The sequence below is a fragment of the Acidimicrobiales bacterium genome (assembly GCA_040219515.1).
Lineage (GTDB): Bacteria > Actinomycetota > Acidimicrobiia > Acidimicrobiales > Aldehydirespiratoraceae > JAJRXC01.
In genome coordinates this window covers 201320-215196 of sequence record JAVJSI010000017.1, presented here as the reverse complement: position 1 = coordinate 215196, position 13877 = coordinate 201320, and the positions used below count along the sequence as shown (strand labels likewise).

The following is a 13877-nucleotide window of genomic DNA, read 5'->3' as shown; positions in this document are numbered from 1 at the left end:
ACGCCGGCCCCGTCGACTGGGCCTTCAACAACGACATCACCACCGGCAAGACCGCCACCAGCTTCGCCCCCGAGGACAACGTCACCCGCGGCGAATCCGTCACCTTCCTCAAGCGCTACAACGACAACATCGTCGAACCCGCCGACGAAGCCAACGCCGCCGCCGCAGCCGCCGCCCAAGCCGACGCCGATGCGAACGCCAACGACATCGACACGGCCGAGGCAGACATCGCTTCGATTCAGGCTCAGATCGCGCCATTGACGAACTCGACGGCCTCATTTGTGAGTGGCAATAGTGCGGTTGCAGTCTCGACCCCAGTCGTGGTCCAGACGCTGTCGCTCACCGCGCCGGCCGACGGGTTGATGATCGTGACGGCGACCGGCAACGTCCGCGCATCGGAAGCGGGGACCTTCTTCGAATGCAGCCTCGGGACCACCGAGTCGCTCGACTTCGACCACATGGTCGTGACGGGGCCCGATGGCTTTGCTGAGTGGTCTACCCTCGCGTTCACTCGCGGGGTGGCGGTCGCAGACGGCGAGGAGCTGACCATGAATCTCGTCTGTGGCGCATCCGGGGGGAGTGGCGCAGTCTGGGACTCGATGATGACGATGGTGTTTGCCCCGGTCTAGTTGTCGGCGGCTACGTGACCGTTCTGGTGGACCAGATGTTCGGATTCCGAACATCTGGTCCACCAGAACGCCGACATCCGCACGCGAAAGAGCCCCGGACTTGCGTCCGGGGCTCTCTCAGTTCTCAGGTCCGCCTGGCTAGGCCTGCTGGATCTTGATCTCGATGTCGACGCCGGCCGGCAGATCGAGCCGCTGGAGCGAATCGACCGTCTTGGGCGACGGATCCAGGATGTCGAGGAGACGCTTGTGAATGCGCATCTCGAAGTGCTCCCGGGAGTCCTTGTCCTTGAACGGACCCTTGATGACCGTGAAGCGGTGCTTCTCGGTGGGCAGAGGGATCGGACCCGACAGGTGCGCCTGCGTCCGCTTCACCGTCTCGACGATCTTCTTCGTCGACTGATCGATGATCTCGTGGTCGTACGCCTTGAGTCGGATACGAATCTTCTGTCCTGCAGCCATCGTCAGCGTCTCTACTTGAGGATCTTCGTGACGGAGCCGGCACCGACGGTGCGGCCACCTTCGCGGATGGCGAAGCGCAGACCCTCGTCCATGGCGATCGGGTGGATCAGCTCCACCGTCATCTCGGTGTTGTCACCGGGCATGCACATCTCGGTGCCCTCGGGCAGCTGGATGGTGCCGGTGATGTCGGTGGTCCGGAAGTAGAACTGCGGACGGTAGTTGGTGAAGAACGGCTTGTGGCGGCCGCCTTCTTCCTTCGACAGCACGTAGACCTGCGCCTCGAAGTCGGTGTGCGGGGTGATGCTGCCGGGGGCGGCGAGCACCTGGCCACGCTGCACATCGTCCTTGTCGATACCACGGAGCAGGGCGCCGATGTTGTCGCCGGCCTGACCCGAGTCGAGCAGCTTGCGGAACATCTCGACACCGGTGCAGGTGGTCTTGGTGGTGTCCTTGATGCCGACGATCTCGATCTCGTCGCCGGTGTTGACCTTGCCCTGTTCGACCTTGCCGGTCACCACGGTGCCACGACCGGTGATGGTGAACACGTCCTCGATCGGCATGAGGAACGGCTTGTCGAGATCGCGCTCGGGCGTGGGGATGAACTCGTCGACCTGCGCCATGAGGTCGAGGATGCCGGCCGCATAGGTGTCGTCACCTTCCAGGGCCTTGAGGGCCGAGACGTGGATCACGGGGGTGTCGTCGCCGGGGAAGTCGTACTCGTTGAGGAGCTCGCGGACTTCCATCTCGACGAGCTCGATGAGCTCGTCGTCGTCGACCATGTCGACCTTGTTGAGGGCAACGATGATCTTCGGCACGCCGACCTGACGGGCGAGCAGCACGTGCTCACGGGTCTGCGGCATCGGGCCGTCGGCGGCCGACACCACGAGAATGGCACCGTCGACCTGGGCCGCACCGGTGATCATGTTCTTGATGTAGTCGGCGTGACCGGGCATGTCGACGTGGGCGTAGTGACGGTTCTCCGTCTCGTACTCCACGTGCGACACGTTGATCGTGATGCCGCGCTCGCGCTCTTCGGGCGCGTTGTCGATGTTGGCGAACTCCGTGAAGGCGGAACCTTCGACGTTGTCGGCGAGCACCTTGGTGATTGCAGCGGTGAGCGTCGTCTTGCCGTGGTCGATGTGGCCCATCGTGCCCACGTTGACGTGAGGCTTGTTCCGCTGGAACGTCTCCTTGGCCATAACTGTTTTTCCTTATTCTCTACGAGAGGGTGTGCTTCGGGGTGTGTGGTGAGGAGACGATCATTCGCCGCGGACTCGGGCGACAATCTCTTCCTGGACGTTTGCAGGCGTGGGCTGGTACGAATCGAATTGCATCGTGTACGTCGCCCGCCCCTGCGTTCGTGAACGCAGGTCCGTACTGTATCCGAACATCTCGGAGAGCGGCACGAGTGCATTCACGACTTGGTTCTGACCGCGCTGCTCGGTGCCCTGCACCTGGCCGCGGCGGGAGTTCACATCGCCGACCACATCGCCGAGATAGTCGTCGGGAGTGACGACTTCCACGGCCATGACCGGCTCGAGCAGGGTCGGCTTCGCCTTGCGCGCGATTTCGCGGAACCAGGCGTTCCCGGCGATCTTGAAGGCCATTTCCGACGAGTCGACGTCGTGCGTCTTGCCGTCTTCGAGGGTCACCTTGATGTCGACCGTGGGGAAGCCGGCGAGCACGCCGTTGCTCATCGCCTCCTGAATGCCCTGATCGACCGGCTTGATGTATTCCTTCGGAATGTTGCCGCCGGTGACGGTGGATTCGAACTCGTACTCGCCGCCGGGGTTGGGCGACAGCGTGGCGGTGATGACCGCGAACTGGCCGGTGCCACCGGTCTGCTTCTTGTGCGTGTAGGTGTAGCTCGGCACTTCGGCGGTGATGGTTTCGCGGTAGGCCACCTGGGGCTTGCCGACCGCGGCTTCGACCTTGAACTCGCGACGCATGCGATCGACGAGGATCTCGAGGTGCAACTCGCCCATGCCGGCGATGATCGTCTGCGCGGTTTCCTCGTTGGTCGTGACCTGGAAGGTGGGGTCCTCTTCGGCGAGCGCCTGGAGGGCCTTGCCCATCTTCTCCTGGTCGGCCTTGGACTTCGGCTCGACGGCCACCTCGATCACCGGTGCCGGGAAGTCGAGGTTCTCCAGCGTGATCGGGTGCGACGGATCACACAGCGTGTCGCCGGTGCGGGTGTTCTTGATGCCGATGCCGGCGGCGATGTCGCCGGTGCGCACCAGGTCCTTGTCGACGCGGTCATTGGCGTGCATCTCGAGGATGCGGCCCACGCGCTCCTTGTTGGACGTGCGGGTGTTGAGAACCACGTCGCCCTTCTCGAACGTGCCCGAGTAGACCCGGAAGTAGGTGAGGCGGCCGACGTGGGGGTCGGTCATGATCTTGAACGCCAGGGCCGAGAAGGGCTCCTCGTCGCTCGCCTTGCGGGTGGCCTCGTTGCCGGCCTTGTCCTCGCCCTTGATCGGGGGGACGTCGAGCGGCGAGGGCAGGTAGTCGATGACCGCGTCGAGCAGAGGCTGCACGCCCTTGTTCTTGAACGCGGTGCCGTTGAGCACGGGGACGAGGACACCGGCCAGCGTGCCCTTGCGGATCGCGGCCATCAGCTCGGCTTCGCTGATCTCTTCGTCCTCGAGGACCTTCATCATCAGGTCTTCGTCCTGATCGGCCGCAGCCTCGAGCAGCATCATGCGGTACTCGTCGGCCTGCTCCTGGAACTCCGCCGGGATGTCGACGATGTCGTAGGTGGCGCCCAGGTCCTTCTCATCGGTGGTGGGCGGCCACACGAGGGCCTTCATGCGAACGAGGTCGATCATGCCCTGGTAGTCGCCCTCGGCGCCGATCGGCAGCTGGAGCACGGCGACGTGAGGGGTGAGACGATCCTTGATGGTGTCGAGGCAGAAGAAGAAGTCGGCGCCGGTGCGATCCATCTTGTTGATGAAGCACATGCGGGGGACCTTGTAGCGGTCGGCCTGACGCCACACCGTCTCGGTCTGGGGCTCCACGCCGGCCACACCGTCGAACACGGCAACGGCGCCGTCGAGCACGCGCAGCGACCGCTCGACCTCGACGGTGAAGTCGACGTGGCCCGGCGTGTCGATGATGTTGATGCGATGGTCGTTCCAGATGCAGTGGGTGGCAGCAGAGGTGATCGTGATGCCACGCTCCTGCTCCTGCTCCATCCAGTCCATGGTGGCCGCGCCGTCGTGGACCTCACCGATCTTGTAGGACCGGCCGGTGTAGAAGAGGATGCGCTCGGTGGTGGTGGTCTTGCCCGCGTCGATGTGGGCCATGATCCCGATGTTGCGGGTCTTCTCGAGCGGCGTTCGCTTCTCTGCCATGGGATTTCCTCAGGTAAGGGGGGTGTGGCGCACGACCCGATCTGGGTTCGCACAAACCACGACCGGGCTTCTCTCCTGGGAGATGCCCGGTCGTCGTGAACGTGTAATGGACTACTGGCTCGCTACCGCGGGGTTACCAGCGGTAGTGGGCGAACGCCTTGTTGGCATCCGCCATCTTCTGGACGTCTTCGCGACGCTTGCAGGAAGCGCCGATGCCGTTGCTGGCATCGAGAATTTCGTTGGCGAGGCGTTCGGCCATCGTGCGCTCACGACGGTCACGGGAGAAGCCGACCATCCAGCGGATGGCGAGCGTGGTGGCCCGGCGGGGACGCACCTCGATCGGCACCTGGTAGGTGGCGCCACCGACACGGCGGCTCTTGACCTCGAGCTGCGGGCGCACGTTGTCGACCGCACGCTTCAGCGTGGCGACGGGCTCGGAACCGGTCTTCTCCTCGACCATGGCGAGTGCGTCGTAGACGATGCGCTCGGCCAGGTTGCGCTTGCCGCGCTGGAGGATCTTGTTGATGAACTGGGTGACGAGCACCGAGTCGTGGATCGGGTCGGGATGGATCTCTCGACGCGGGGCTGGTCCCTTGCGAGGCATCGTCAGCCTTCTTTCTTCGCGCCGTAGCGGCTGCGGGCCTGCTTGCGGTCGCGCACACCGGAGGTGTCGAGCGTGCCGCGGACGATCTTGTAGCGCACGCCGGGAAGATCCTTCACACGACCACCGCGCACGAGCACGATGGAGTGCTCCTGGAGGTTGTGGCCCTCGCCGGGGATGTAGGCAGTGATCTCGACGCCCGAGGTCAGGCGCACACGAGCGACCTTGCGAAGCGCAGAGTTCGGCTTCTTCGGCGTGGCGGTGTAGACGCGGGTGCAGACACCACGGCGCTGGGGCGCTCCCTTGAGCGCGGGTGTCGCTTCCTTGCGACGCTTCGACTGGCGACCCTTGCGGACCAGCTGCTGAATCGTTGGCACAGAAAAACCTTGCTTGTTGGAGAACGTCGGGGAAATGAGAGCGTGAACACGGCCGGCAGCGCCCTCGGGAGCGCGCTCAGGCCGACGTGAAAGCATACGACCGAGGTATGGGAACCTCAACCCGCGCGGCGTTTTCGCTGGACAGTCGACTTCGTTCGCTGGACATTCGTCCGGGTGCCCGACCAGAGTCCACTCATGCCCGCACGCTTCAACCACATGGAACTCACGGTCGCTCCCGGCGTCCTCGACGCACAGCGAGACGACATCCGCCGGTTCTATTCCGAGCTCCTCGGCTGGTCGGCGACCGACGTGCCGATTCTCGGTCAGGTCGGTCTGCTGCTCCGTACCGACCCCGCCACCAGTCAGTTCATCCTCGTCACCGAGCAGAAGGTCCACATCGACTCGCCCGGCTATGACCACCTCGGCATGCGCGTCGACACCCGCCGCGAGGTCGACGACTGCCTCGCCCGGGCCAAGGAACTCCAGAGCGCCGACGAGCGGGTGCTCATCAAGGAATACGACGACCTCGTCAACGGCGACCACGTCACCCACGCCTTCTACGTTCGCTTCCTGCTGCCGATCTGGTTCGACATCCAGTGCTTCGAACGCGCCGGGGAGCCCGAACCCGACCGCTGGGCCTACGTCGACGGATAGATCGGCGGCGGCGCTGTCGGCAGAGTCGCATACGCCGGCGGCGCAGTCGTCGTCGATGCCGCCGTGGTGGTCGGAGGCGGTGGCGGCGCCGTGGTCACCGGTGCCCGCGTGGTGGCCGGTGCCCGAGAGGTCGGCGGGGCCGTCGTCGTCGTGCTGGTCGTCGTCGTCGTGCTCGTCGTCGTGCTCGTCGTTGCCCGTCGAGTGGTCGTCGGTCGCGCCGTGGTGGTCGAGGTGTCCTCCACGACCTCGTCGACGACCCGTTCGGCCCGAGGCGCCTCCACGTCGGGCGAGAAGATGGCCGGCACGGCCACCGCGCTCGAGGCGACCGCGACGGCGGCGACCACTGCGACCGCGGCGCCCGCGCCGACACCGGAGCCGGTACCCGAAATGAAGCTCAGGAGCTGCGCCGGGGCCTCGGCGATGGCGCCGAGGGCTCCGGCGCCGGCCCGATTGGTGGAGATCCCCGCGTTCAGGAAGGCCCTCACGACCGCGGGATCGAACTGGGTTCCGGCGTTGTCGACGAGCTCACGTCGAGCGGCCGCGGGCGAGATCGGCTTCTGGTAGGACCGCAACGCGGTCATGGCGTCGTAGGCGTCGGCGACGGCGACGATCCGGCCGGCGAGCGAGATCTGGTCACCGGCGAGACCATCGGGATAGCCGGTGCCGTCCCAGCGTTCGTGGTGCTCGGTCGCCGCACCCACCCAGTCGCCGAGCCAGTCGGCGAATGGCGACAGATGACCAACGGCATGCACGGGGTGCTGCTCGATGATCAGCCGGTCCTCGGGTGTGAGTTCACCCCGGCTGTCGAGAATGCGGCGGGGGACGTCGAGTAGCCCGACATCGTGCAGCAGCGTGGCCCATCGGAGCTGCTGCATCTCGTCGTCGTCGAGGGCGAGCTCCGTGGCGATCAGCTCGGCGTAGCCGCGCACGCGGTCGCCATGGCGTCCGGTGCGGGCCTCACGGCGGCTCACCTTGGCCACGAGGTCGGCCAGTCGCCTGGCCTTCATCGACGCTTCGAGCGAGTCGCCGGCCAGTTCGGCGAGGCGATCGGCCGTTTCGTCGGCGCGCCCCGTTCGCAGGAACGCCCGCATCCGCGACGGTGCCGCGTCGGGAAAGGTCAGCGAGAGGCTGAAGAGAATCCCGAGAGAACTGGCGTGTCCGAGCGCCCGCCGAGCCACCTCGAACACGAGCATCGAGACGACGACCGCGCCACCGAACCAGGCGATCGTCGGCCCGACGCCGGCGGGCCGGGGTACGGCTCGGATGGCGTAGTGGACGGCCACCCAGCTGATCGCGAGTGGCACCACGATCAGCGCGGCGCGGATGAACCACGCCAGCACGGGCCGCGCTTTCCATTCCCCTCGCGGGCGGTCGGCTCCGGGCTCGGGCGCCTGGATCTGGGCGTCGTCGGTTGTGGGCGGCAAAGCTCGTCCTCGTCGGTCCTGGCATTCCATCGGCACGACGGCTGCGGCCCTGAGCACTCGTTCTGACGGGACCGGCGCTGACTCGTAGTATCCCGAGGGTGAGCACGACGAACGACCGAGTGGGCGGCACCGCCGCATGGGCACCGAGCCGAACGCCGCCCCGGGGTGTGGAACTGACCGCCGAGCAGGAGCTCGCCTGCGCGATGCGTCACCTCGACGTGGCCGGGTTCTCCGAGAACATGACGGGCCATGTGACCTGGCAACCGCCGGGCGCCGACACCCTCCTCGTCAATCCATGGGGCTACTGGTGGCGAGAGGTCAGCGCGGCCGACATTCTCGAGGTCGACCTCGACGGTCGGGTCGTGGCCGGATCGTGGGACGTCACGCCGGCGATCCACATCCACACCGAGCTCCATCGGCGGCGCCCCGACGCCCGGGTCGTGGTGCACAGTCACCCCATGTACGCGGCAGTCCTCGCCGCCGTGCCCGAGCTCCCCGATCTCGTCCATCAGAACTCGAGCATCCTCGCCGACCAGATGGTGTTGGTCGACGACTACGACGGCGAGGTCGACACTCCCCTGCTCGGCGGCGCGCTCGCCGACGCCATCGGCGATGCCTCCGTTGCCCTGCTGGTGAGCCACGGCGTGATCGTCACGGCACCCACGATGCAGGAGGCGATCTACAAGAGCATCCTCTTCGAACGGACCTGCGAGATGCACTGGCGCCTCCGTGCGTTCGGTGAGAGGGCAGCGCCGATCGCCCCGGTCTTCCAGCGCCAACTCCAGGCCTCACTCATCGAACGGGCCGCCGACGTCTACTGGGACGGCGCCATACGTCAGCTGGTCGCGGCCGAACCCGACGTCCTCGACTGACCTCCATGGCACCCACCGCGACGACATCGGCCGGTGTGTTGGCCGGCGTCACCACCGAGGACGGCGCGAGCTTCCGTGGCGTGCACTACGCCACGGCGGCCCGCTTCGCGGCGCCATCGCCGGTCGAGCCCTGGGACGGTGTTGTCCCCGCGGATCGTGTGGGACCCGCGGCCCCCCAGCGGATCACCACCGACCCGTTGATTCCCGACATGGGCGTGGCCGAGATCGGCGAGGACTGCCTACGGGCTCAGATCTGGACACCGTCGACCGAGGGGGCGCGTCCGGTACTCGTCTGGATCCCCGGCGGGCGCTACCAGATCGGCGGCGCCGGTCTCGCCACCTACGACGGCGGACGTCTCTCGGCCGAGGGCGACCTCGTGGTCATCGGGCTCAACTATCGACTGGGCGCGCTCGGCTTCCTCGCCACCGACGGCGTCCCCAGCAACCTCGGGCTGCGGGATCTCATCGCCGCGCTCGAGTGGATCCGAGCCGAGGTCGCCGCCTTCGGTGGCGACCCGGCCAACATCACCCTGATCGGCGAATCGGCCGGCGCCGGAGCGATCACCCATCTCCTCGCCAGTCCCGCCGCCCAGGGCCTGTTCGACGCCGCCATCGTGGCGAGCGCGGCGCCGGGGGCGACGCTGGACGCGGCGGCCGCCCGGTCGGTGGCGGCCGAGTTCCTGTCGGCCGCCGGTGTGGACGATGCGGCGGCGCTCGCCGCCGTCGACCTCGACGACCTTCTCGCCGCGCAGGCCACCGCCGACGCAGCCGTGCTCGCCACCGTCGGAATGATGCCCTTCCACCCCTGGATCGACGGGGACCTGCTCACCGAAGGTCCGCTCGACGCCGCACTCGCTCCCGTGCCCCTCGTGATCGGCACCACGGCCGACGAGATGGCGCTGTTCCGCGACCAGGTGCCCGACCTCCCCGAGGAGTTCGCCATCGGCTGGCTCACGGCGAAGTGCGCGGCGTTCTCCGACGACCCGGCCGCGGCGGCTGCCGCCGGCTTCGCCGCGTGCGATGGCGCGCTGGTCGATGCCATCGCCGACACCGACCTCCACGTGCCCGCCGGGCTCCTCGCCGACAGCCACGCAGCGAGGGGTCTACCGGTTTGGCGGTACCTCTTCGGCTGGGAGGCGCCCCGGATCGGTGCCGCCCACGCCACCGATCTGCCGTTTCATTTCGGCACCCTCGACGTGGCCGACTGGCGCAGTGTGCTCGGCGCTGACGGCGACCGCTCGAGTGCCGCCGACACCCTGTCCGCCGCCATGCGCGCCGCATGGGCCGCCTTCTGCCACACCGGCGTTCCCGCCTGCGCACCCATCGGTGCCTGGCCGCGACACGATCCGGTCGCCCGGACCGCCACGTTGTTGGCGAGCCCCGTCGTCACCGCCGCCGACGTGGGCGGTCCCCACTTCCGCGCCTGGACCCTCGCCTCATCCACCCCGCCAAAACCCCGAAATTGAGGCGAGTTGACCACCGTCGCGGTGGAGAACCCGCCTCAATTTGCGGAAGGGGTGATGATCAGGGCCTGGGTGGTACCCGGGCCCTTGGTCGATGCCTCAGCCTTCGGCGGTCGGCATGGCGATGACGTCGGCGCCGGCGTCGCTGCGGCCCGCCAGCCACTCGGCGAGGTCCTGCTCCTCGGCATCATCGCTGCTGTAGTAGTCCATCGGCTCGTAGTCGGGCGCGTTGGTCTTGATGTTGCGGTACTCGGTCATGCCGGTACCGGCCGGGATCAGCTTGCCGATGATGATGTTCTCCTTGAGGCCGTGCAGCGAGTCGCTCTTGGACTCGATGGCGGCTTCGGTGAGCACCCGGGTGGTCTCCTGGAACGAGGCGGCGGACAGCCACGACTCGGTCGCCAGCGACGCCTTGGTGATACCCATCAGCTGGGGACGTCCCTCGGCGGGCTTGCCACCTTCTTCGACCACACGACGGTTCGTGTCGGCGAACGTCTTCTTGTCGATCTGGTAGCCCGGCAGGAAATCGGTGTCGCCCGGCTCGTTGATCAGAATCCGCTTGGTCATCTGCCGCACGATGAGCTCGATGTGCTTGTCGTGGATCGACACACCCTGGTCGCGGTAGACCTTCTGCACCTCGTCGACGAGGTACTTCTGGGTCTCACGGACACCCTTGATCTCGAGGAGTTCCTTCGGATCGCGGGCACCTTCGACGATGGCGTCGCCGGCCTTCAGTTCCTGGCCGTCGGTGACCTCGAGACGGGCGCCCGACGGGATCGTGTAGGCGTCTTCCTCACCGTCGTCGGCGACGATGAGGACCTCACGTCCACGACCGTCGTCCTCGCCCACTCGGACCACACCGGAGGTGCGGGCCAGTGTGGCCTTGCCCTTCGGCGTGCGAGCCTCGAAGAGCTCGACGACGCGGGGCAGACCGCCGGCGATGTCCTGCGCACCCGCCACACCACCGGTGTGGAACGTCCGCATGGTGAGCTGGGTACCCGGCTCACCGATCGACTGGGCGGCGATGACGCCCACGGCTTCGCCGAGCTCGATCTTGCCGCCGGTGGCCAGCGACATGCCGTAGCTCTTGGCCGAGATGCCGAACGCCGAGTCGTCGGTCAGCGGTGAGAGGACCCGCACGCGGGTGACCTTCTCGTCGTCACGCAGCGCTTCCAGCTCGTCGTCGCCGACCATCGTGCCCTTGGCGATGGTGGAACCATCGGCGAGCTCGACGTCATCGGCCAGCACGCGACCGAACAGCTTGGTCTCGAGGTGACTGCGCTTGTTGGGCGTGTCGGGCATGACGTCTTCGATCCAGATGCCACCGACCGGTCCGCTCCGATCGAACGGATCCTCGTCGTTGACGATGAGTTCCTGGGCCACATCGACGAGTCGACGGGTGAGGTAGCCCGAGTCCGCAGTACGCAGCGCCGTGTCGACGAGTCCCTTGCGGGCACCCGGCGTGGCGATGAAGTACTCGAGCATCTTCAGGCCTTCACGGAAGTTGCTCTTGATCGGACGAGGGATCATGTCACCACGCGGGTTGGCGACGAGGCCACGCATGCCGGCGATCTGGCGCACCTGCATCATGTTTCCTCGAGCGCCCGACTCGACCATCATGTTGACCGGGTTGAACTGCTGCGACTCGAGGTCGTCCTTCATCCGGTTGGTGACCTCTTCGGTGGCCTCGGACCAGACTTCCACTTCCATCTGGCGACGCTCGCCGTCGGTGATGATGCCGCGACGGAACTGCTGCTCGATCTTGTCGGCCATCTTCTCGTGACGATCGAGGATCTCGGCCTTCTCGACCGGGGTCTTCACGTCGTCGATCGAGACCGTGAGGCCCGACCGCATGGCGAACTTGAAGCAGGTGTCCTTGATCGCATCGAGGCTGATCGCCACTTCCTGCTTCGCGTAGCCGCGGGCCAGGGTGTCGACGATGGCGCCCATCTGCTTCTTGCCGACCTTCTCGTTGACGTAGGGGTACGCCTCGGGGAGGGTCTGGTTGAAGAAGACGCGGCCCACGGTGGTGGGCTCGTACTTGGCGGCCTCGCCGTTGGCGGGGCTGACCATCAGGTCGGGTGTGCGGAACTGGATCTCGGCGTGGATCGCGACGTCGCCGCGTTCGTAGGCCGCTTCGAGCTCCTGCACGTCGCGGAAAACGCGACCTTCGCCCTTGGAACCGGGGACGATGTCGGTGAGGTAGAACGCACCGATGATCATGTCCTGGGTCGGGGTGACCAGCGGACGACCGTTGGCCGGGCTGAGCACGTTGTTGGCGCTGAGCATGAGCACGCGGGCCTCGGCCTGCGCCTCGGCCGACAGCGGAAGATGCACCGCCATCTGATCGCCGTCGAAGTCGGCGTTGAACGCAGTGCAGACCAACGGGTGGAGGTTGATGGCCTTGCCCTCGACGAGCACGGGCTCGAACGCCTGGATACCCAGACGGTGAAGGGTCGGTGCACGGTTGAGCATCACCGGGTGTTCCTTGATGACGTCCTCGAGGACGTCCCACACCTGCGGGCGACGACGCTCGACCATGCGCTTGGCCGACTTGATGTTCTGGGCCAGCTCGGCGTCGACGAGGCGCTTCATGACGAAGGGCTTGAAGAGTTCGAGCGCCATGATCTTGGGCAGACCGCACTGGTGGAACTTGAGCGTCGGGCCGACCACGATGACCGAACGGCCCGAGTAGTCGACGCGCTTGCCGAGCAGGTTCTGACGGAACCGGCCCTGCTTGCCCTTGAGCATGTCGGACAGTGACTTGAGCGGGCGGTTGCCCGGCCCCGTCACCGGACGTCCACGACGACCGTTGTCGAACAGGGCGTCGACGGCCTCCTGGAGCATGCGCTTCTCGTTGTTGACGATGATCTCCGGCGCACCGAGGTCGAGCAGACGCTTGAGCCGGTTGTTGCGGTTGATCACACGACGGTAGAGATCGTTGAGGTCGGAGGTCGCGAAGCGGCCACCATCGAGCTGCACCATCGGACGCAGCTCCGGCGGGATCACCGGCACGACGTCGAGGATCATGGCGCGGGGATCGTTGATCCGCCGGCCGTGCTCGTCACGACGGTTGAACGCCGCGACGATCTTCAGTCGCTTGATGGCCTTCTGCTTGCGCTGGGCCGACAGACCCTTGACGCCTTCCGGCGGGTCGATCTGGGCGCGGAGCTTGACCTCTTCCTCGTCGAAGTCGAGGGCCTCGACCAGACGGGCGATCGCGTCGGCACCCATGCCGCCCACGAAGTAGTCGCCCCAACGGTCCTGCAGCTCACGCCACAGCATCTCGTCTTCGATGATCTGGCGACCGAACAGGCTCTTGAACTCGTCCCACGCCCGGTCGAGGATCTCCTTTTCGAACTCGAACTGCTCGCGGATCTCGGCCAGGTCCTTGTCGGCCTGACGACGAGCCGCCTTCAGCTCGGTGTCCTTGGCGCCGTCCTTCTCGAGTTCGCCGAGTTCCTTCTCGAGGTCCTCGGCCCGACGCGCGAGGTCGAGTTCCATGTCCTTGTCGATCGCTTCGCGCTCACCGATGACCTCGGCTTCGAGCGAGGCGAGGTCGGCATCGCGACGCTCCTCGTCGACGGTGACGACGAGGTTGGCGGCGAAGTAGATGACCTTCTCGAGCTGCTTGGCCTTGAGCTCTTCCTTCGGCTCGGTGCCCATGAGCAGGTAGGCCAGCCAGGAACGAGTGCCCCGCAGGTACCAGATGTGGACCGCGGGCGCGGCGAGCTCGATGTGGCCCATGCGCTCGCGACGCACCTTCGAACGGGTGACCTCGACGCCACAACGCTCGCAGATGATGCCCTTGAAGCGCACCCGCTTGTACTTGCCGCACGCGCACTCCCAGTCCTTGGTCGGACCGAAGATCTTCTCGCAGAAGAGTCCGTCCTTCTCGGGCTTGAGGGTGCGGTAGTTGATGGTCTCGGGCTTCTTCACCTCGCCGTTGGACCACATGCGGATGCTGTCCGCGGTCGCGAGCCCGATCTTCAGGTTGGAGAAATCATTGACGTCAAGCATGACGGTCCTCTCTCAGTTCTCTTGG

The 13877-nt window shown here is 66.4% G+C and carries 11 protein-coding genes; 4 read left to right on the top strand and 7 right to left on the bottom strand.

Annotation, left to right across the window (positions count from 1 at the left end):
• A partial coding sequence (locus tag RIB98_18210) for a hypothetical protein (protein MEQ8842915.1) occupies positions 1-629 on the top strand: 629 nt, incomplete at its 5' end.
• A gap of 138 nt (positions 630-767) precedes the next feature.
• Here RIB98_18210 and rpsJ read toward each other — a convergent pair.
• From rpsJ to rpsL, 5 genes are all read right to left on the bottom strand, one after another.
• Complete coding sequence (rpsJ, locus tag RIB98_18205; GenBank protein MEQ8842914.1) at positions 768-1088, bottom strand: 30S ribosomal protein S10; 321 nt, start codon at positions 1086-1088, stop codon at positions 768-770.
• 11 nt (positions 1089-1099) lie between these two features.
• Complete coding sequence (gene tuf, locus RIB98_18200) at positions 1100-2287, bottom strand: elongation factor Tu (protein MEQ8842913.1); 1188 nt, start codon at positions 2285-2287, stop codon at positions 1100-1102.
• 60 nt (positions 2288-2347) lie between these two features.
• Entirely contained in the window at positions 2348-4441 is a 2094-nt protein-coding gene (gene fusA, locus RIB98_18195) for an elongation factor G (protein ID MEQ8842912.1), read from the bottom strand.
• A 133-nt stretch (positions 4442-4574) separates the two neighbouring features.
• On the bottom strand, positions 4575-5045 hold the full coding sequence (gene rpsG, locus RIB98_18190) for a 30S ribosomal protein S7 (protein MEQ8842911.1): 471 nt from the start codon (positions 5043-5045) through the stop codon (positions 4575-4577).
• Positions 5046-5047: 2 nt separating this feature from the next.
• On the bottom strand, positions 5048-5419 hold the full coding sequence (gene rpsL / locus RIB98_18185) for a 30S ribosomal protein S12 (GenBank protein ID MEQ8842910.1): 372 nt from the start codon (positions 5417-5419) through the stop codon (positions 5048-5050).
• A gap of 195 nt (positions 5420-5614) precedes the next feature.
• Here rpsL and RIB98_18180 point away from each other — a divergent pair, with 195 nt between their 5' ends.
• On the top strand, positions 5615-6073 hold the full coding sequence (locus RIB98_18180; protein MEQ8842909.1) for a hypothetical protein: 459 nt from the start codon (positions 5615-5617) through the stop codon (positions 6071-6073).
• On the opposite strand, the gene RIB98_18175 is transcribed toward RIB98_18180, so the two are convergent.
• Positions 6058-7497 (bottom strand): HD-GYP domain-containing protein, encoded by a 1440-nt coding sequence (locus RIB98_18175; protein MEQ8842908.1) that lies wholly within the window; start codon positions 7495-7497, stop codon positions 6058-6060. The two genes, RIB98_18180 and RIB98_18175, sit on opposite strands and share 16 nt — an antisense overlap.
• A 98-nt stretch (positions 7498-7595) precedes the next feature.
• On the opposite strand from RIB98_18175, the gene RIB98_18170 reads away from it, so the two are divergent.
• Both RIB98_18170 and RIB98_18165 read left to right on the top strand, forming a co-directional pair.
• Entirely contained in the window at positions 7596-8369 is a 774-nt protein-coding gene (locus RIB98_18170) for a class II aldolase/adducin family protein (protein ID MEQ8842907.1), read from the top strand.
• Between the two features lie 5 nt (positions 8370-8374).
• On the top strand, positions 8375-9835 hold the full coding sequence (locus RIB98_18165) for a carboxylesterase family protein (GenBank protein MEQ8842906.1): 1461 nt from the start codon (positions 8375-8377) through the stop codon (positions 9833-9835).
• A 96-nt stretch (positions 9836-9931) separates the two neighbouring features.
• On the opposite strand, the gene RIB98_18160 is transcribed toward RIB98_18165, so the two are convergent.
• Positions 9932-13852 carry a DNA-directed RNA polymerase subunit beta' gene (locus RIB98_18160; GenBank protein MEQ8842905.1) on the bottom strand — a complete coding sequence of 1307 codons (3921 nt, stop codon included), beginning with the start codon at positions 13850-13852 and terminating at the stop codon, positions 9932-9934.
• Between the last annotated feature and the right edge of the window lie 25 nt (positions 13853-13877).